General features: G+C 61.5%; 17 protein-coding genes. 11 read left to right on the top strand and 6 right to left on the bottom strand.

What is annotated here, in order from left to right:
• Positions 1 to 12: 12 nt before the first annotated feature.
• The 9 genes from J3D54_RS27430 (at position 13) to J3D54_RS27470 (ending at position 9352) form a co-directional block, all read left to right on the top strand.
• The gene (locus J3D54_RS27430) at positions 13 to 957 is read left to right on the top strand and encodes an alpha/beta fold hydrolase (RefSeq protein WP_253425256.1); all 945 of its coding nucleotides are present in this window, start codon (positions 13 to 15) and stop codon (positions 955 to 957) included.
• Between the two features lie 68 nt (positions 958 to 1025).
• Entirely contained in the window at positions 1026 to 2525 is a 1500-nt protein-coding gene (glcD, locus tag J3D54_RS27435) for a glycolate oxidase subunit GlcD (protein ID WP_253425259.1), read from the top strand.
• The gene (gene glcE / locus J3D54_RS27440) at positions 2525 to 3574 is read left to right on the top strand and encodes a glycolate oxidase subunit GlcE (protein ID WP_253425262.1); all 1050 of its coding nucleotides are present in this window, start codon (positions 2525 to 2527) and stop codon (positions 3572 to 3574) included. The genes glcD and glcE overlap by 1 nt, the downstream gene beginning before the upstream one ends.
• Before the next feature lies 1 nt (position 3575).
• Positions 3576 to 4793, top strand: coding sequence for a glycolate oxidase subunit GlcF (gene glcF / locus J3D54_RS27445; RefSeq protein ID WP_253425265.1), 1218 nt, complete (start codon positions 3576 to 3578; stop codon positions 4791 to 4793).
• A gap of 129 nt (positions 4794 to 4922) precedes the next feature.
• Entirely contained in the window at positions 4923 to 6311 is a 1389-nt protein-coding gene (locus J3D54_RS27450; RefSeq protein WP_253425268.1) for a VOC family protein, read from the top strand.
• A gap of 224 nt (positions 6312 to 6535) precedes the next feature.
• Entirely contained in the window at positions 6536 to 6901 is a 366-nt protein-coding gene (locus tag J3D54_RS27455) for a VOC family protein (RefSeq protein WP_253425271.1), read from the top strand.
• 197 nt (positions 6902 to 7098) lie between these two features.
• Positions 7099 to 7821: a phosphatidylcholine synthase gene (gene pcsA, locus J3D54_RS27460; RefSeq protein WP_253426809.1), complete on the top strand. Its 723-nt coding sequence runs from the start codon at positions 7099 to 7101 to the stop codon at positions 7819 to 7821.
• 11 nt (positions 7822 to 7832) lie between these two features.
• Positions 7833 to 8219 carry a DUF488 domain-containing protein gene (locus tag J3D54_RS27465; protein ID WP_253425274.1) on the top strand — a complete coding sequence of 129 codons (387 nt, stop codon included), beginning with the start codon at positions 7833 to 7835 and terminating at the stop codon, positions 8217 to 8219.
• A gap of 206 nt (positions 8220 to 8425) precedes the next feature.
• Positions 8426 to 9352: a universal stress protein gene (locus J3D54_RS27470; protein ID WP_253425277.1), complete on the top strand. Its 927-nt coding sequence runs from the start codon at positions 8426 to 8428 to the stop codon at positions 9350 to 9352.
• 197 nt (positions 9353 to 9549) lie between these two features.
• Here J3D54_RS27470 and J3D54_RS27475 read toward each other — a convergent pair whose 3' ends face one another.
• From J3D54_RS27475 to J3D54_RS27490, 4 genes are all read right to left on the bottom strand, one after another.
• Positions 9550 to 10362, bottom strand: coding sequence for a class I SAM-dependent methyltransferase (locus J3D54_RS27475; protein ID WP_253425280.1), 813 nt, complete (start codon positions 10360 to 10362; stop codon positions 9550 to 9552).
• A gap of 37 nt (positions 10363 to 10399) precedes the next feature.
• Positions 10400 to 10672 carry a DUF4242 domain-containing protein gene (locus J3D54_RS27480; protein WP_253425282.1) on the bottom strand — a complete coding sequence of 91 codons (273 nt, stop codon included), beginning with the start codon at positions 10670 to 10672 and terminating at the stop codon, positions 10400 to 10402.
• Between the two features lie 185 nt (positions 10673 to 10857).
• Complete coding sequence (locus tag J3D54_RS27485; RefSeq protein WP_253425285.1) at positions 10858 to 12069, bottom strand: cytochrome c biogenesis protein DipZ; 1212 nt, start codon at positions 12067 to 12069, stop codon at positions 10858 to 10860.
• A 49-nt stretch (positions 12070 to 12118) separates the two neighbouring features.
• Positions 12119 to 12382 (bottom strand): DUF2790 domain-containing protein, encoded by a 264-nt coding sequence (locus J3D54_RS27490; RefSeq protein ID WP_253425288.1) that lies wholly within the window; start codon positions 12380 to 12382, stop codon positions 12119 to 12121.
• Between the two features lie 306 nt (positions 12383 to 12688).
• On the opposite strand from J3D54_RS27490, the gene J3D54_RS27495 reads away from it, so the two are divergent.
• Positions 12689 to 13429: a response regulator gene (locus J3D54_RS27495; protein ID WP_026286577.1), complete on the top strand. Its 741-nt coding sequence runs from the start codon at positions 12689 to 12691 to the stop codon at positions 13427 to 13429.
• Positions 13426 to 14736, top strand: coding sequence for an ATP-binding protein (locus J3D54_RS27500; RefSeq protein WP_253425291.1), 1311 nt, complete (start codon positions 13426 to 13428; stop codon positions 14734 to 14736). Before J3D54_RS27495 ends, J3D54_RS27500 begins: the two co-directional genes overlap by 4 nt.
• A gap of 136 nt (positions 14737 to 14872) precedes the next feature.
• On the opposite strand, the gene J3D54_RS27505 is transcribed toward J3D54_RS27500, so the two are convergent.
• Together J3D54_RS27505 and J3D54_RS27510 are read right to left on the bottom strand one after the other, a co-directional pair.
• Positions 14873 to 15631 carry a putative DNA-binding domain-containing protein gene (locus J3D54_RS27505; RefSeq protein WP_253425294.1) on the bottom strand — a complete coding sequence of 253 codons (759 nt, stop codon included), beginning with the start codon at positions 15629 to 15631 and terminating at the stop codon, positions 14873 to 14875.
• Positions 15624 to 16460 carry a DUF692 domain-containing protein gene (locus J3D54_RS27510; RefSeq protein ID WP_253425297.1) on the bottom strand — a complete coding sequence of 279 codons (837 nt, stop codon included), beginning with the start codon at positions 16458 to 16460 and terminating at the stop codon, positions 15624 to 15626. The genes J3D54_RS27505 and J3D54_RS27510 overlap by 8 nt, the downstream gene beginning before the upstream one ends.
• Positions 16461 to 16754: the final 294 nt, after the last annotated feature.

Here is a 16754-nt window from a genome sequence, read left to right on the forward strand (position 1 = left end):
AGGAATAGCCTGATGCTCTTGTTGGTTGTCGTTATCGCTGTCTTCGTGGCCTGGAGCTGGTTGAGCTACCCGGCCATCGGTTATTGGCTCTATGACTTGAACATAGCGCTGGAGGCCCGGCTGTATCGGTTGCACAAGATCGTCGTGCCGATCACCGAAATGACCGTCTCGACCTGGCAAGGCGGACCTTACGAAGCCACCAGCAATGTGCTGATGCTGCACGGCTACAGCGCCGACAAGAACGTCTGGCTGCGCTTTGCCCGGCATTTTGTCAACGACTACCGGGTGATCATCCCCGACCTCGCCGGCCATGGCGAAACCGGCTTCAAGGCCGGTGGCGGTTATGACATTCCGGTCCAGGCCAAACGGTTGATCCAGTTGCTCGATGTCTGCGGGGTCGAGAAGGTGCATGTGATTGGCAACTCCATGGGCGGCTACATCGCGGCGTGGCTGGCGGCCAATTACCCCGAGCGTATCGTTTCGCTGGCGCTGCTCGACCCGGCTGGCGTCACTGCCCCGGAGCCCAGTGACATGGAGCGACACCTGGCTCGCGGCCATAATCCGTTCCTGATTCATTCCCGTGAAGAGTTCCAGCATTTCTACGCCATGACCATGGCCTCGCCGCCATGGGTACCGAGGATCGTGCTGGACGCCGTCGCCCAGCGCTATGAACAGCAGCGCGACGAGCTGGAAGAAATCTTCAGAGACTTCCACGCCAGCCCGCCGATGGAGCCGAAACTGCCCGACATCAAATGCCCGGCGCTGCTGCTATGGGGCCGCAAGGACCGCTTGATCGACGTCAGCAGCGTGCCGGTCTGGAGCAAGGGCATCGCCGATCTGCGGGTGGAAATCTGGGACGGTGTCGGCCATATGCCGATGGTTGAACAACCGACCAACACCGCACGGTTGTACCGGGAGTTTTTGCGGGCGCATCACATGACCCCCACCGCCTCGTAGCCGCTGCTACGGTGGGGGTTGGCAGATGATTCGGGGGGATGCTCGGCGATTCATACGAGGCGCGATGGATGAACATTCTTTACGACGAACGCATCGACGGCGCGCTGCCCAATGTCGACAAGGCCGTGCTGCTCAAGGCGTTGCAACAGGAGGTGCCGGACCTGGACATCCTCTGGCGCGAGGAAGAGCTCAAGCCCTACGAATGCGACGGTCTCTCGGCCTATCGCACCACGCCGATGCTGGTGGCCCTGCCCCGCCATCTTGAACAGGTGCAGGCACTGCTCAAGCTCTGTCATGCCCGGAACGTGCCGGTGGTGGCGCGTGGGGCCGGCACCGGGTTATCCGGCGGTGCGCTGCCGTTGGACAAAGGCGTGCTGCTGGTGATGGTGCGGTTCAACAACATCTTGCACATTGACCCTGCCGCCCGCACCGCGCGAGTCCAGCCAGGGGTGCGCAACCTGGCGATTTCCCAGGCGGCGGCACCGTTCGGCTTGTATTACGCGCCCGATCCGTCCTCGCAAATCGCCTGCTCCATCGGCGGCAATGTCGCGGAAAATGCCGGTGGCGTGCATTGCCTCAAGTACGGCCTGACCGTGCATAACCTGCTGAAACTGGAAGTATTGACCCTTGAAGGCGAACACCTGACCCTCGGCGCCGACTCGCTGGACGCGCCGGAGTTCGACCTGCTGGCGCTGTTCACCGGCTCCGAAGGCTTGCTGGGGATCATCACCGAAGTCACGGTCAAACTGCTGCCCAAGCCTCAGGTCGCCAAAGTCCTGCTGGCCAGTTTCGATTTCGTGGAAAAAGCCGGCCGCGCGGTGGCCGAGATCATCGCCGCCGGTATCATCCCCGGCGGCCTGGAAATGATGGACAACCTGGCGATCCGCGCCGCCGAAGATTTCATCCACGCCGGTTACCCGGTAGACGCCGAAGCGATTCTGCTGTGCGAACTGGACGGCGTCGAAGCCGATGTCCAGGATGATTGCGAGCGAGTCCGCGAGGTGCTGCAACAGGCCGGCGCCAGCGAGGTCCGCCAGGCCCGTGACGAGGCCGAGCGCGTGCGGTTCTGGGCCGGGCGCAAGAACGCCTTCCCGGCCATCGGCCGCCTCTCGCCGGATTATTACTGTATGGACGGCACCATCCCCCGTCGCGAACTGCCCGGTGTGCTCAAGGGCATCGCCAGCCTGGCGCAAGAATACGGCTTGCGGGTGGCCAACGTGTTCCATGCCGGCGACGGTAACATGCACCCGCTGATTCTGTTCGACGCCAACCAGCCCGGCGAACTGGAACGGGCCGAAGTCCTCGGCGGCAAAATCCTTGAACTGTGTGTGAAAGTCGGCGGCAGCATCACCGGCGAACACGGTGTGGGCCGGGAGAAAATCAATCAGATGTGCGCGCAGTTCAACAGTGACGAGCTGACCCTGTTTCACGCGGTGAAGGCCGCGTTCGACCCGCTGGGTTTGCTCAACCCCGGCAAGAACATCCCGACCCTGCACCGCTGCGCGGAATTCGGCGCGATGCACATCCACGCCGGGCAATTGCCGTTCCCTGAGCTGGAGCGTTTCTGATGGCGGATTTCGATGCCAGTGCAGCCCTGCTCGATCAGGTCAGGCAGGCGCTGGAAAACGCCACGCCGCTGCGTATTCAGGGAGGTAACACCAAGGCGTTTCTCGGTCGCGAGGTTGCAGGCGAAGTGCTCGACACCCGCGCCCACTGCGGCATCGTCAGCTATGACCCGACGGAACTGGTGATCAGCGTTCGCGCCGGTACACCGCTGAGCGAACTGTTTGCCGCGCTGGATGCGGCCGGGCAAATGCTGCCCTGCGAACCGCCGTCATTCGGCGAAGGCGCCACCGTCGGCGGGATGATCGCCGCGGGGCTGTCCGGGCCACGGCGCCCGTGGGCCGGCTCGGTGCGGGACTTTGTCCTCGGTACGCGGGTGATCAGCGGCCTCGGCACTCACCTGCGCTTTGGCGGCGAAGTGATGAAAAACGTCGCCGGTTACGACCTGTCACGGCTGATGGTCGGCAGTTATGGCTGCCTTGGAGTGCTGACCGAAGTCTCGCTCAAAGTGCTGCCCAAACCCCGACAATGCCTGAGCATCAGCCTGGACATCGACTGCGCCCGCGCCTTGGCCAATCTGGCGCAATGGGGCCAGCAACCGCTGCCCATCAGCGCCGCCAGCCACGATGGCCAGCGTTTGTGCTTGCGCCTGGAAGGCGGCGAAGGCTCGGTCGCGGCGGCCCATCAACGGCTCGGCGGCGAGCCGCTGGACTCGGCCTATTGGTCCGACCTGAACGAACAACGACTAGACTTTTTCAATGAAGGCCTGCCGCTGTGGCGCTTGTCATTGCCCAACAACCTCGGGCCACTGGACCTGCCCGGCGAGCAACTGATCGACTGGGGCGGCGCGCAACGCTGGCTGAAATCCGCGGCCGATAACATTCAATCACTGGCCCAGAAACTCGGTGGCCACGCCACCTGCTTCAGCCATGGCGTCACAGAAACGCCTTTCCAGCCCCTGGCCCCGGCGCTGCTGCGCTATCACCGACAACTCAAGGCGCAACTGGACCCGCAAGGGCTGTTCAACCCAGGCCGGATGTACGCGGAGTTCTAGCATGCAAACCAATCTCAGCGAAGAGGCCCGACAACTGCCCCGCGCCGAAGAAGCGGACAAGATTCTGCGCACCTGTGTGCACTGCGGTTTTTGCAATGCCACCTGCCCGACCTACCAACTGCTGGGCGACGAACTGGACGGGCCGCGCGGTCGCATCTACCTGATCAAGCAAGTGCTCGAAGGCGCCCCCGCCACGGCCAAAGCCCAGTTGCACCTGGACCGCTGCCTGACGTGCCGCAACTGCGAAACCACCTGCCCGTCCGGGGTCGATTATCACAACCTGCTGGACATTGGCCGCGCCGTGATCGATCAAGCGGTGCCGCGCCCGGCCGGTCAGCGGCTGTTGCGTCAGGGCCTGCGGGCACTGGCGCCGAACCCGAACCTGTTCAAGAGCCTGCTGCAGATCGGCGCCACCTTCCGGCCATTGCTGCCACGGGGTGTTGAGGCGAAGTTACCCCACGACCTCCCTGCTCCGGGCGAACGCCCTGCCCCTCGGCATGCGCGCCGGGTGTTGATGCTCGAAGGCTGCGTGCAACCCGGTCTGTCACCGAACACCAATGCCGCGACGGCGCGGGTGCTGGATCGGTTGGGGATCAGTGTGATTTCAGCGCCGCAAGCCGGTTGTTGCGGCGCGCTGGACTATCACCTCGACGCCCAGGCCATGGGCCTGGACCGCGCCCGACGCAACATCGACGCTTGGTGGCCGCACCTGGAAAACGGCGCCGAAGCCATCGTGCAAACTGCCAGCGGCTGCGGCGCGTTCATCAAGGATTACGGGCATCTGCTGGAGCGCGACCCGGTTTATGCGGCCAAGGCCCGTCGGGTCAGCGAACTGGCGCTGGACCTGGTGCAAGTGCTGGCCGATGAACCGTTGGAACGGGTCTGCGCCGCCACCGACCGGCGGATCGCCTTCCACTGCCCCTGCACCTTGCAGCACGCGCAGAAACTCGGCGGCGCGGTCGAGGCCGTGTTGACGCGGTTGGGCTTCAATCTCACAGCGGTGCCCGACAGTCATTTGTGTTGCGGCTCGGCGGGCACCTATTCGATCACCCAACCGGAGCTGGCCCGGCAACTGCGTGACAACAAACTCAACGCGCTGGAAAGCGGCCACCCCGACGTCATCGCCACCGCCAACATCGGCTGCCAGAGCCACCTCAACAGCGCCGGACGCACGCCGGTCAGGCACTGGATCGAACTGGTGGACCAAGTGCTGCGCTGACCGAACACTTCTGCGTTGCAAGAACAGTCCTTGGCAGAATGAAGTTCGTCAGAAACTTCGTTTGTCGGCGCCGCCGAAGGCTGCGATCTTTTCGGCATCCGTTACGTCACTGCGCCAGGAATTTTTTTCATGAGCCACCCGAATTTCGTCAGCCCTGACCTGATCCGCCAACGCTTCTCCAAAGCGATGTCCGACATGTACCGCGAAGAAGTGCCGCTGTACGGCGCGCTGATGGAACTGGTGGAACAGACTAACCGCCACGTGCTGGACAGCGACCCGCAAATCGCCCGACAGCTGCACAGCACCGGCGAAATCCAGCGGCTGGACCTGGAACGCCACGGTGCAATCCGCGTCGGCACCGCCGCTGAACTGGCGACCCTCGCCCGCTTGTTCGCGGTAATGGGCATGCAGCCGGTAGGCTATTACGACCTGACCCCGGCTGGCGTGCCGGTGCACTCCACGGCGTTCCGCGCCGTGCATGAGGCGGCGTTGCAGGTCAGCCCATTCCGGGTGTTCACCTCGCTGTTGCGCCTGGAACTGATCGAAGACGCCGAACTGCGGGCCTTTGCCCAATCGGTGCTGGACCAGCGTTCAATCTTCACCCCGGCCGCGCTGACGCTCATCGAACGCGCCGAAACCCAGGGCGGCCTGACCGAATACGAGGCACAGGACTTCGTCGCGCAAGCTCTGGAAACCTTCCGCTGGCACCACAGCGCCACCGTCACCGCCGAGCAATACCAGCAACTCAGCGCCCAGCATCGACTGATCGCCGACGTGGTGGCCTTCAAAGGCCCGCACATCAATCACCTGACGCCACGCACGCTGGACATCGACATTGTCCAGGCGCAAATGCCCGCCCATAGCATTACCCCAAAAGCGGTGATCGAAGGCCCGCCCCGCCGCCAATGCCCGATTCTGCTGCGTCAAACCAGTTTCAAGGCGCTGGATGAGCCGATTGCTTTTACCGATCAAGCCGAGATGCGTGGCAGCCACAGCGCCCGCTTCGGCGAAATCGAACAACGCGGCGCGGCGCTCACGCCTAAGGGCCGGGCGCTTTACGACCGTTTGCTCAATGCTGCCCGGGATGAACTCAAGGCGTTCCCCAACGAAGCCAACGCCGCACGCTACAACGCGCTAATGGCGCAGCACTTTGGCGAATTCCCCGACACCGTTGAGGACATGCGCCAACAGGAACTGGCGTACTTTCGCTACTTCGCGACCGAAAAAGGCCTGGCGGCGGGGCTGAAAGACGCATCGCTGGAGGATTTGCTCCGTGACGGGAATGTGCGGGTAGAACCGCTGGTGTACGAAGATTTCCTGCCGGTCAGTGCGGCGGGGATTTTTCAGTCGAACCTGGGGGACGCGGCACAAACCCACTATGGCGTGCATTCAAACCAGCAGGCATTCGAAAAAGCGCTGGGGCGGTCGACGATTGATGAATTGGAGCTGTATGCCGAGACGCAGCGGCGATCGATTGAAGCGTGTTTCGCAGCATTGGGTTTGAAGGTGACCGATTAGGCGTTATGGCCGTAAAAAGATCGTGGGCCTGGCCAGCTCCTGCAGGAAAGAATCCTATTTTCTGCAGGAGCGGCCGCCCGTCGTACGTGGAGTCGTTGCAGGCACGGCAACCGGACATTACGCCAACTCCGCCTGGCTGACGTCAAAAGGTGTCCTTTCACACTCCTGACAGAAACTGACAGCCCCTCCTTTTATGCTGCGCCTACCTTTACTGGAGCAGCCCCATGATCACTCCCCGTTTCATTTTGCTTTTCGTGGACAACCCCGCCGTCAGTGCACGATTTTATGAGTTTCTGCTGGAGCGCAAGCCCGTGGAAGAGTCGCCGACCTTCGCCCTGTTTGTCCTGGACGACGGCTATAAACTGGGGCTCTGGTCACGGCATACCGCCGAACCTGCAACGACTGTAACGGGCGGCGGGACCGAGCTGGCATTCCCGGTGGAGTCCGCCGAACAGGTCGATGCACTGTTTGCCAAGTGGAGCGCTCTCGGGCTGACCATGCTGCAAGCACCGACCGAACTCGACTTCGGTCGCACCTTCGTCGCCCTTGACCCGGATAGCCATCGGCTGCGTGTGTTCTTTCCTCATTAAGCTGACAACACAGGCATACAACGCTCATGACGTACCCCGGATATTTCCGGGGTATTTTTTTGCGCGGCGTCTAAGATTCAAAGGTGGTGAACCTTATCCCCGAAAATCCGGTCGATACCTGCAACCCGACCCGGTTTGCCGACGCCCTCTATCGCAGGGTGATGACTGGCTTGCTTCATTTTCTGGAGAACGCCCCCGTGATATCCACCGTACACATCGCCAGGCTCAAAGCATGGGGCGCCCATGGTTTTACCGCCACCGGCGTGGTCACTGCGTTCCTTGCGACCCTCGCCCTGCTGGAAAACCAGCCCACCCATTGCCTGCTGTGGCTGGGCGTGGCACTGATCGTCGACGGGCTGGACGGCGCGCTGGCGCGCAAGGTCAATGTGCAATCGGTGCTGCCCAGTTTCGACGGCTCGATCCTCGACCTGGTGATCGACTACCTGACGTATGTGTTTATCCCGGCGCTGTTCATCTACCGTTACATCCCGCTGCCGGACTACACCCTGCTGCTGACCGTGTCGCTGATTCTGGTGTCGTCGCTGTTCTGCTTCTGCAACGTCAACATGAAGAGCAAGGACAACTACTTCCAGGGCTTCCCCGCCGCATGGAACGTGGTTGCGCTGTGCTTGTACATCATCGACCCGTCGCCGTGGATCACATTGCTCACCGTGATCGGTCTGGCGCTGTTGACCGTAACCCGAATGAAATTCCTGCACCCGTTCCGCGTGCGCCGCTTCATGCCGATCAACATTGCGGTGACGGCCATCTGGTTGCTGTGCAGCTTGTCGCTGGTGGTCAACCATCCGGTCATCAATCCGCTGGTGATGAGCCTGTGGTTGCTGATGTCGGCGTACTTCCTGGGGATCTGCATCTGGCGCACGGCGCTGGAGTGGTTCGACGGCTCGCGGCTCAAATAGGCACTGCAATCATGTCCATCCATATCGTGCGCCTCGGCTCACCCCGCACCGCGAATGAAGGCCTGCGCCTGGGCACGGTACGCCGCCCGCCCCGTGGCGTACCGAAGGCCGAATTTGCCAGTCGCGACTTCTATGATGTGTGGCAACCACTGCTGTCTCCCAGCCCCGAACTGGTGGCCGAAGCCAAAGCGGCAGAAGACGCCAAAGCCTGGGAGGCTTTCAAGCGTAAATTCAAGGCCGAGATGAACCATCCCGCGCCCAGTCAGCTGCTGGACCTGCTGGCCGCCCTCTCCCATCAAACCTCGCTGGCCGTGGGGTGTTATTGCGAAGACGAAGCGCACTGCCACCGTTCCGTATTACGGGAGTTGCTGGAGGCTCGGGGCGCAAAGGTTATTTAGATCATCACCACAACGCCCTTGTAGGAGCGAGGCTTTCCCGCGAAGAGGCCAGCCCATGCAACAACCATGATGCCTGACACACCGCCATCGCGAGCAGGCTCGCTCCCACATTAGAAGCGGACGAGGGGTAGATCATGGTCAATAATGAAAAGATCGAGATGTATTGAACGACCACCGTCTGCTCGTTTACCCACGGGAGGTTTGTCATGTCTGGTGAATTACGCTTCATGCTGGTCGCCTCACCGCTGATGGAACACAGCCCCGCCTTCGACCGGGCCGCGATGCTGGCCAAGGCCGAGGGGGCGGCCCTGCACATCGTGGCCTTCGATTATCTGGAAGGTCTGGCGACCGCCAGCCTGGTCAACGAAAAAGCCCTGGAACAGATGCGCCTGGGCTACGTCGAGCGTCACCGCCAGTGGCTTGAGGAACAGGCCCACCCCTTGCGCAAGATCGGTGTACACGTCACCACGGAGGTGGCCTGGGTCGAGCATCCGCTGGAGGAAATTCTGATTCACCTCAAAGAGCAGCCGATGGACGTGCTGATCAAGGCGCTGGAGCATCAATCGCGGCTGTCGCGGCTGGTGTTTACCCCCCTCGACGTGCATTTACTGCGCGAATGCCCGGTGCCGCTGCATTTCGTCAGCCATGCCACTCGTGCGTTGCCGCGCAAAATCGTCGCGGCGATCGACCCGTATCATCGCGATGATCAATACAAAAGCTTCAACGACCGGATCCTTCACGAAGCGTCGAAACTGGCGAGCGCCTGCAATGCCGAGCTCGATGTGGTCTACGCCTATGACCTTTCAGCCATCAGCGCGGACGAGTTCAACTTCTATAACGGTTCGGCGCTTTTCTCTTCGGGCCAGATCAAGACCCTGTTCGACCGCCAGGAGGATGCGTTCAACGAACTGGCCGCGCGCAACGGCATCGCGCCGGAGCAGCGGCACATGGTCATGGGCAACCCGACCAAGGTGCTGACCCACTACGCCGAGACCCATGATGTGGATGTGATCGTCATGGGCCGGATCGGCCATCGCGGCATGGGCCGGTTGATTGGCAGCACGGTGGAGCATGTGCTGTACAAAATGCCGTGCAGCGTGTGGGTGGTGTACACCGAATCACTGGATGAGTGACTGCAACGGCTGAATACCAAATTATGCACACACCTTTGTGGGCGCGACCTCCTGTGGCGAGGGGGCTTGTCGGAACGCCGCACCGCCCCGTTCGGCTGCGAAGCAGTCGCAAAGCTTTTGGGGCCGCTTCGCGATCCAACGGGGGCAAGCCCCCTCGCCACAGTAGGCCGTTCCCACAGGGATTTTGCGTTCTCGGCTCAACGTCGGGTGATCACCACCTCCAGGTATTCACCGGGCACCACCAGCGACCGCTCCCCCGCTCGGTTCAGGCGCTTGAGCAGTTCGGTCAGGTCGTGTTCCAGGGCGGCGGACCCTTCGGGTGGCAGGGTCGCAAAGGCCTTGTGAACAGGGCCATACCAGCTGCGGAAGGTGTCGATGAAATGGGCGGCCGAACGATAGCGGAAGTTGAATAAGCGTCGTGTCACCTGAAGCACGAAGTCGCGCTGATCGAAGTGCGAGTGCAACCACGCTTCGGAGCCCCAGTTTGAAGGTGGTTGAGCCCCTACGGGTGGCGGCATGTGGCGCCCCAGGACCTTGAACATCTGCCCGACAAAGCCCTCGGGCGTCCAGTTGGCAAGGCCGATCCGGCCTCCCGGACGACACACCCGCGCCAGTTCCGCAGCCGCCTTGGGTTGATCCGGCGTAAACATCACCCCAAAGGTCGAGAGCACGGCATCGAAACTGGCGTCCTCGAAAGGCAGCGCCTCGGCGTCGGCCACCTGAAAGGTGACATCCAGGTGCTCGGCCCGGGCACGGTCTTCGCCGCGTTCAAGCAGCTTGGCCACGTAGTCGGTGGACGTGACCTTACAACCCCGGCGCGCAGCAGCAAGCGTTGCATTACCATTGCCCGCGGCGACGTCCAGCACCCGTTCATCACAGAGCAAGTCACAGGCTTCGGCCAATTGCTCGCCGACGATCTGTAGGGTGGTGCCGATCACGGCATAATCGCCGCTGGCCCACGCAGCCATCTGACGGTTTTTCAGGGCGGTGAGATCAATGGGTGTGCTCATGACGTCTGCTCCGCTGCGGGTTGGAACGCGTCCCGGCTTACTCCGCCGTGGTGGGATCGATGATGTTCACGACTCGGGAAACGCTGTTGATCGGAAAACCACCTTGTTTGGCGTGCTCCCTGATGAGTTCCTCGCTCGGTGCGATGTACACGCAATAAATCTTGTCGCCCGTGACGTAACTCTGCTGCCATTGCACTTGCGGTCCCAATCCGCGCAACACATCGCAGGATTTTTGCGAGATCGCTTTGAGTTCCTGTTGCGCCAGTGCGCCGGCTCCCGGAAGCTCGCGTTCAATAATGAACTTAGGCATGACCCTCTCCCTTTCATGATCGTGACGGCAGGGTCGCAAGTGACCCCGTCCACAAACTAAAGCTCCCGGATACGTATCCGTCCTGCCCGGTCGTCCGGCGGGCTCACGAAATACACCGGTCTCCGATGCATGGTCATTGATCTGTAACGCGGCATTGACAGGTTGGCGTGCTTTACCGGAACAGGTTACGCGGCAGGCGCCTTGGCCTCTTCCAATAGCTGCCGGATCATCTGCTCCTGAGTCTCGTACCGACTCTCGCCAAAGTGGCTGTAACGCACCTGCCCCTTGGCATCGATCAGGTAGTGAGCCGGCCAGTACTGGTTGTCGAAGGCGCGCCAGATCGCGTAGTTATTGTCGATCGCCACCGGGTAGGTGATACCGAGTTTTTGCACCTGATCGCGGACGTTGTCGAGGATGCGTTCGTAACCGTATTCCGGGGTGTGCACGCCGATCACCACCAGGCCGTCCTTTTCGTATTTTTTCGCCCAGTCCTTCACGTAGGGCAAGGTGTGCTGACAGTTGATGCAATCGTAGGTCCAGAAATCCACCAATACCACTTTGCCGCGCAGGGAGTCGTTGCTCAGCGCTGGCGAGTTGAGCCATTCGACCGCGCCGGAGAGTGACGGCATCGCGCCTTTGGCCGAATCCATGGTCGAGTCGGCCTTGACCTTGCTGACCAGGTAATCGACCACTTTCGGCACGGTTTCCAGCACCCGCTGTTCCACCGTGGTGACACTTTCGGACGAGGTTCCGGCAAGCAATGTGTTGTCGGCACCGGTGGCGATGACCGCTGCCGCGACCAACACCGCAGCACCCGCGCCGCGACGCAGCCAACCGGTGACCGGAATCGACGGTTTCAAGCGATTGACCAGGCCGCGACCGGCGAAGATCAAGGTGCCCAGTGACAACGCGCTGCCCAGGCCATACGCCACCAGCAGCAGACTGGTCTGGGCATTGGCGCCTTGCAGCATTGCACCAGTGAGGATCACCCCCAGAATCGGTCCGGCACACGGCGCCCAGAGCAGGCCGGTGGCGACGCCGATCATCACCGAGCCCAGCGGGCCGGACATTTTGCGAGTGTTGGGATCGAGGCGATTGCCCAGCAACACGAACGGCCGCGCCAGCCAGCCGCCGATGCGGGCGGAGATCAGCGACAGCGCAAACAGCACTATTACGATCAGCGCCACATGGCGGCCGGTGTTGTTGGCTTGTATCACCCAATCGCTGCTGACCACGGCCAGACTGGAGATCAGGGCGAAGGTCAGGGCCATGCCGCCGAGGGTGAGCAGGATCGAGGTGCGTGTGCGTTTAACACCGGCAAACAGAAAGGGCACGACCGGGAGGATGCAGGGGCTGAGGACGGTCAAAATGCCGCCCAGGAATGCGATGAGAAACATGGGGGATCACCTTGAAAATACGAGTTCCATGTGGGGAGTTACAGAGGACTCAGTTGTTTTCGCTGCAGTCATCCGAGAATTTGCGATAGTCCAGAACCTGGGTTTTGCCCTGGGAATCCAGATAGGTCATCCGCGCATTCACAATCCCGCAGGAAGGCGTGGCGTCCTGTTTCATCGACAGCACTTTCTGGATGTCCAGGTGCGTGCCGTAGGTGTAGGTTTGCGGGGTGACATCGGCTTCGGCGCGGGCCGACAACGTGCAGATGTTCAGGGCGGCAAACAGGCAGGCGGCGTAGACGGTTTTGGTGTTCATGGTGGTTTCCTCGGGGCTTCAATAGGTCAATCGGTGATGGGGCCGAGGCGGTTGGGTTTGCCTCGATGGAGCCTATTAGAAGCCTGCGAGGTATCCCGTCTGTGTCGGGAACAGGCCGGACTAAATCGCTACGTATCAGCAGCGGCCTGCGATACACAGCGATACAAAACCTCTGAAACTGGCAGTTTTTTACATCCCCGTGTATCCGCCGATGCGCCAGATACACTGCAATACAAACCGCTGCGGGCGAGCGAGCCTTGACTCGATAGACTGCGCGAAATCTCCTACTCAAGAGGCATGGCGACCATGGAACACGTCGATCACATTCTCATCGTGGACGATGACCGCGAGATCCGGGAACTGGTAGGCAATTACCTGAAGAAGAACGGCCTGCGCACCACCGTGGTGGCGGATGGACGGCAGATGCGCGCGTTTCTGGAGACCACGCCGGTGGACCTGATCGTGCTCGACATCATGATGCCGGGGGACGATGGCCTGCTGCTCTGCCGCGAGTTGCGTGCCGGCAAACACAAGGCCACGCCGGTGCTGATGCTTACCGCGCGCAATGATGAAACCGACCGCATCATCGGCCTGGAAATGGGTGCCGACGATTACCTGGTCAAACCGTTCGCCGCCCGCGAACTGCTCGCCCGGATCAACGCCGTGCTGCGCCGCACGCGGATGCTGCCGCCGAATCTGGTGATCACCGAAAGTGGTCGCCTGCTGGCGTTCGGTCGCTGGCGCCTGGACACCTCGGCCCGGCATCTGCTGGACCAGGACGGCACCATGGTCGCCCTCAGCGGCGCGGAATATCGTTTGCTGCGGGTGTTCCTCGATCATCCTCAGCGGGTGCTCAATCGCGACCAGTTGCTCAACCTGACTCAAGGTCGCGATGCCGACCTGTTCGACCGCTCCATCGATTTGCTGGTCAGCCGCTTGCGTCAGCGCCTGCTCGACGATGCCCGGGAACCGGCCTACATCAAGACCGTACGCAGCGAAGGCTATGTGTTTTCCCTGCCGGTGGAAGTGCTCGGTGCGCCGTCATGAATCTTGCGCTGCACTGGCCCCGCACGCTGGCCTCGCGGCTGTCGCTGATTTTCCTGATCGGCCTGATCCTCGCCCAGGCGCTGTCCTTTGGCGCGCAGTATTACGAGCGCTACGAAAGTGCGAAAAACACCATGCTGGGCAATCTGGAAACCGACGTCTCGACTTCCCTCGCCATCCTCGACCGCTTGCCCGCCAATGAACGCGCGAGCTGGCTGCAGCGGCTGGAACGCGCCAACTATGGTTATCTGCTGAATGACGGTTCGCCGGGCACGCCCATGGCGCCCAGCGATGTGCCGATTGCAGTCCCCTCGATTCAGGACGCCATCGGCCAAGAATATCCGCTGACTTTTACCGACATCCCCGGCCCGAAGAAACACTTCCAGGCCCATCTGAAGCTGAAGGACGGCAGCCCTGTCACCATCGATGTGCGACCTTCGATGGTGCCGTTGTCGCCATGGTTGCCGGCGGTATTGCTGGGGCAACTGGCGCTGCTGATCACCTGCACCTGGCTGGCCGTGAGAATCGCCATCCGCCCGCTCACCCGCCTCGCCCAAGCCGTGGAAACCCTCGACCCTAATACCCACGCCGTGCACCTGGATGAAAAAGGCCCGACCGAAGTCGCCTACGCCGCCAGGGCATTCAATGCGATGCAAGCGCGTATTGCGGCGTATCTCAAGGAGCGCATGCAACTGTTGGCGGCGATTTCCCACGACCTGCAAACCCCGATCACGCGCATGAAACTGCGTGCCGAATTCATGGACGACTCCAGCGAAAAAGACAAACTGTGGAATGACCTCGGCGAGATGGAACACCTGGTGCGCGAAGGCGTGGCCTATGCCCGCAGCATCCATGGCGCCACCGAGGAAAGTCGCCGCACCGATCTGGACTCGTTCCTCGACAGCCTGGTGTTCGATTATCAGGACATGGGCAAAGACGTGCAGTTGGGCGGCAAAAGCGCCGCAGTCATCGACACCCGACCCCATGCCTTGCGGCGGGTGCTGGTGAACCTGGTCGACAACGCGCTGAAATTCGCTGGCGCGGCTGAGTTGTGGGTGGAAATGACGGCTGATGGCAGCCTGTCGGTGAAGGTCACGGACCGAGGGCCGGGGATTGCCGAAGAGCAATTGACCCAGGTGATGCAGCCGTTCTACCGCGTGGAGAATTCGCGTAATCGCAGCACCGGCGGGACCGGGTTGGGGTTGGCGATTGCGCAGCAGTTGGCGCTGGCGATTGGCGGGTCGCTGACCTTGAGCAATCGCGTGGACGGTGGGCTGTGTGCAGAGCTCAAGTTGCCAAAACCCCAATAAACACCACCAATCCCTGTGGGAGCGGGCTTGCCCGCGATGAGGCCCGCACAGCCAATATTGATCTTGGCTGACACTCCGCCATCGCGGGCAAGCCTGCTCCCACAGGGATATTCGGTGTTTGGGGGATTGTGTGCGGTCAGGCCGCTATGCCGACTACCCCGTCTCCATGCATCTGCCGCAACAACGCCAATCCGCTGTCCATGAACTCCGACGACCCGGCCATCCCCGCCTCGATCGCCAACCCTTCCAGCTGCGCCCGGCCATCGAGCTCTGGAAATTCGCCGATTCGCTGCAACAACCGCCACACCAACGGGCTCAGTTCGGAAAACTTCACACTCCAGTCCTCGGCCCGCCTAACCAACAGTAACGTCGGCTGGGTCGGTGGCACTTGCGGCCGATAATCCGGCCCCACTTTTTGCACCGGCCAGCCATAGGCCAACGGCCAGGCCAATGGCGAAACCTGCAACGGTTGATCCAGCAGCAGCCCTGCATCGCTGGCGGGTAGCGACTCGGCGTCGGATTGTTGCAGGGCCATTTCGACCCATTCGTAATGCGCCAGTTCGACCATGAACAGCGGCCACGGTCCATCGTTCAGCGCCTGGGGCTCAGAGGCCAGGAACCCGACGAACTCCTGGGCGATCTCGCCGAACTTTGGCGTGTGAGCGCGGTAATCCCGCAGGAAGATCCGAACCAATGCGCGCCAATGATCATCGCCGAGAATTTTCACCAGCACTGGAAATGTCCCACTGAGCAATGACGACAAATTGGAGAACACCAGCTCGCGATAAACCTGCGCCCGTGCCACGTCCATCCCGGCGGGCGGCGCGCAGTGATCGGGATCGCGCAGGTAGCGAGTCAATGTGTCTTGCTGCTGATACAGCGTCGGTTTATCCACGATTGGCCTCCTCTTGCAGTCGGCGGATGGTCTGCAACTCGCTGACTAATTCAGCGAACGCCGGGTAGTTGAAGTCCCGTTCAAGCAGCGTCGGCTGCACACCGAAGCGCGCATACGCCTCAGCCAGCAAAGCCCAGACCACCGGTTTGACCGAGGCGCCATGGGTGTCGATTTTCAGCGTGTCGGACTCATCGAAGTGTCCCGCCACATGCATCGCGACCACCCTCTGCGCGTCGATGCCCGCCAGAAACGTCTGCGGATCGAAACCGTGATTGATCGAGTTGACATAGACATTGTTGACGTCCAGCAGCAGGTCGCAATCGGCTTCACGCAGCACTGCGTTGGTGAACGTCAATTCGTCCATGTCCTGCTGCGGCGCGGCATAGTAAGAAACGTTTTCCACCGCCAGGCGCCGATCGAGAATGTCCTGTGCCTGACGAATTCGGGCGGCGACGTGATGCACCGCTTCCTCGGTAAACGGCAACGGCAGCAGATCGTAAAGATGCCCGTCATCGCTGCAGTAGCTCAGGTGTTCGCTGTACAGCGGCACCTTGTAGCGATCGAGGAAAACCCGCACTTCCCGCAGAAACCCGACATCCAGCGGCGCCGGCCCGCCCAGCGACAAGGACAAGCCGTGACAGGACAACGGATAACGCTCGGCCAGGGCACGAAACGCCGCACCATGCGCGCCGCCGATGCCGATCCAGTTTTCCGGCGCGACTTCCAGAAAGTCGAAAGCGCTCTTCGGGGCCGCTTGCAGGTCCTTCATCAAACCGCGGCGCAAGCCTAGCCCGACGGTCGCCTGCGCAGATGTGAGGGGAATTTGCATGGTGTCGATCTAATCCTGGGATCCGGTCTCCAGCGCCTGAACACTCAGTGCCGGCCGGCAGGCCCAGTCAAGCGCCTCGGTGTGTCGGGTCTGTGTGCGCAAACGCCCCTCTTCTCAGCGCACTGTATCGGACAGGCAGCCAGATACAGAGGGATACACGAACTAGACTTGTTGATTACCCCCCGCAGGGGGAGCCAGGACGCGGTTATCGTCCTGTTCATTCCCACGATCACCGCCCACAGGTGCATGCCTCGAAAAACAATGCCTGAGGGCTGTGATCCTGCTGAAGGAGCA

It is taken from the genome of Pseudomonas sp. GGS8, assembly GCF_024168645.1.
Lineage (GTDB): Bacteria > Pseudomonadota > Gammaproteobacteria > Pseudomonadales > Pseudomonadaceae > Aquipseudomonas.

Bases quoted from the DNA above. Each gene is read 5' to 3' on its own strand.
- glcE (WP_253425262.1), top strand. From the start codon at position 2,525: ATGGCGGATTTCGATGCCAGTGCAGCCCTGCTCGATCAGGTCAGGCAG.
- J3D54_RS27465 (WP_253425274.1), top strand. From the start codon at position 7,833: ATGTCCATCCATATCGTGCGCCTCGGCTCACCCCGCACCGCGAATGAA.
- J3D54_RS27490 (WP_253425288.1), bottom strand. From the start codon at position 12,382: ATGAACACCAAAACCGTCTACGCCGCCTGCCTGTTTGCCGCCCTGAAC.
- J3D54_RS27495 (WP_026286577.1), top strand. From the start codon at position 12,689: ATGGAACACGTCGATCACATTCTCATCGTGGACGATGACCGCGAGATC.
- J3D54_RS27475 (WP_253425280.1), bottom strand. From the start codon at position 10,362: ATGAGCACACCCATTGATCTCACCGCCCTGAAAAACCGTCAGATGGCT.
- J3D54_RS27500 (WP_253425291.1), top strand. From the start codon at position 13,426: ATGAATCTTGCGCTGCACTGGCCCCGCACGCTGGCCTCGCGGCTGTCG.
- J3D54_RS27430 (WP_253425256.1), top strand. From the start codon at position 13: ATGCTCTTGTTGGTTGTCGTTATCGCTGTCTTCGTGGCCTGGAGCTGG.
- J3D54_RS27455 (WP_253425271.1), top strand. From the start codon at position 6,536: ATGATCACTCCCCGTTTCATTTTGCTTTTCGTGGACAACCCCGCCGTC.
- glcF (WP_253425265.1), top strand. From the start codon at position 3,576: ATGCAAACCAATCTCAGCGAAGAGGCCCGACAACTGCCCCGCGCCGAA.
- J3D54_RS27470 (WP_253425277.1), top strand. From the start codon at position 8,426: ATGTCTGGTGAATTACGCTTCATGCTGGTCGCCTCACCGCTGATGGAA.
- J3D54_RS27510 (WP_253425297.1), bottom strand. From the start codon at position 16,460: ATGCAAATTCCCCTCACATCTGCGCAGGCGACCGTCGGGCTAGGCTTG.
- glcD (WP_253425259.1), top strand. From the start codon at position 1,026: ATGAACATTCTTTACGACGAACGCATCGACGGCGCGCTGCCCAATGTC.
- J3D54_RS27485 (WP_253425285.1), bottom strand. From the start codon at position 12,069: ATGTTTCTCATCGCATTCCTGGGCGGCATTTTGACCGTCCTCAGCCCC.
- J3D54_RS27450 (WP_253425268.1), top strand. From the start codon at position 4,923: ATGAGCCACCCGAATTTCGTCAGCCCTGACCTGATCCGCCAACGCTTC.
- J3D54_RS27480 (WP_253425282.1), bottom strand. From the start codon at position 10,672: ATGCCTAAGTTCATTATTGAACGCGAGCTTCCGGGAGCCGGCGCACTG.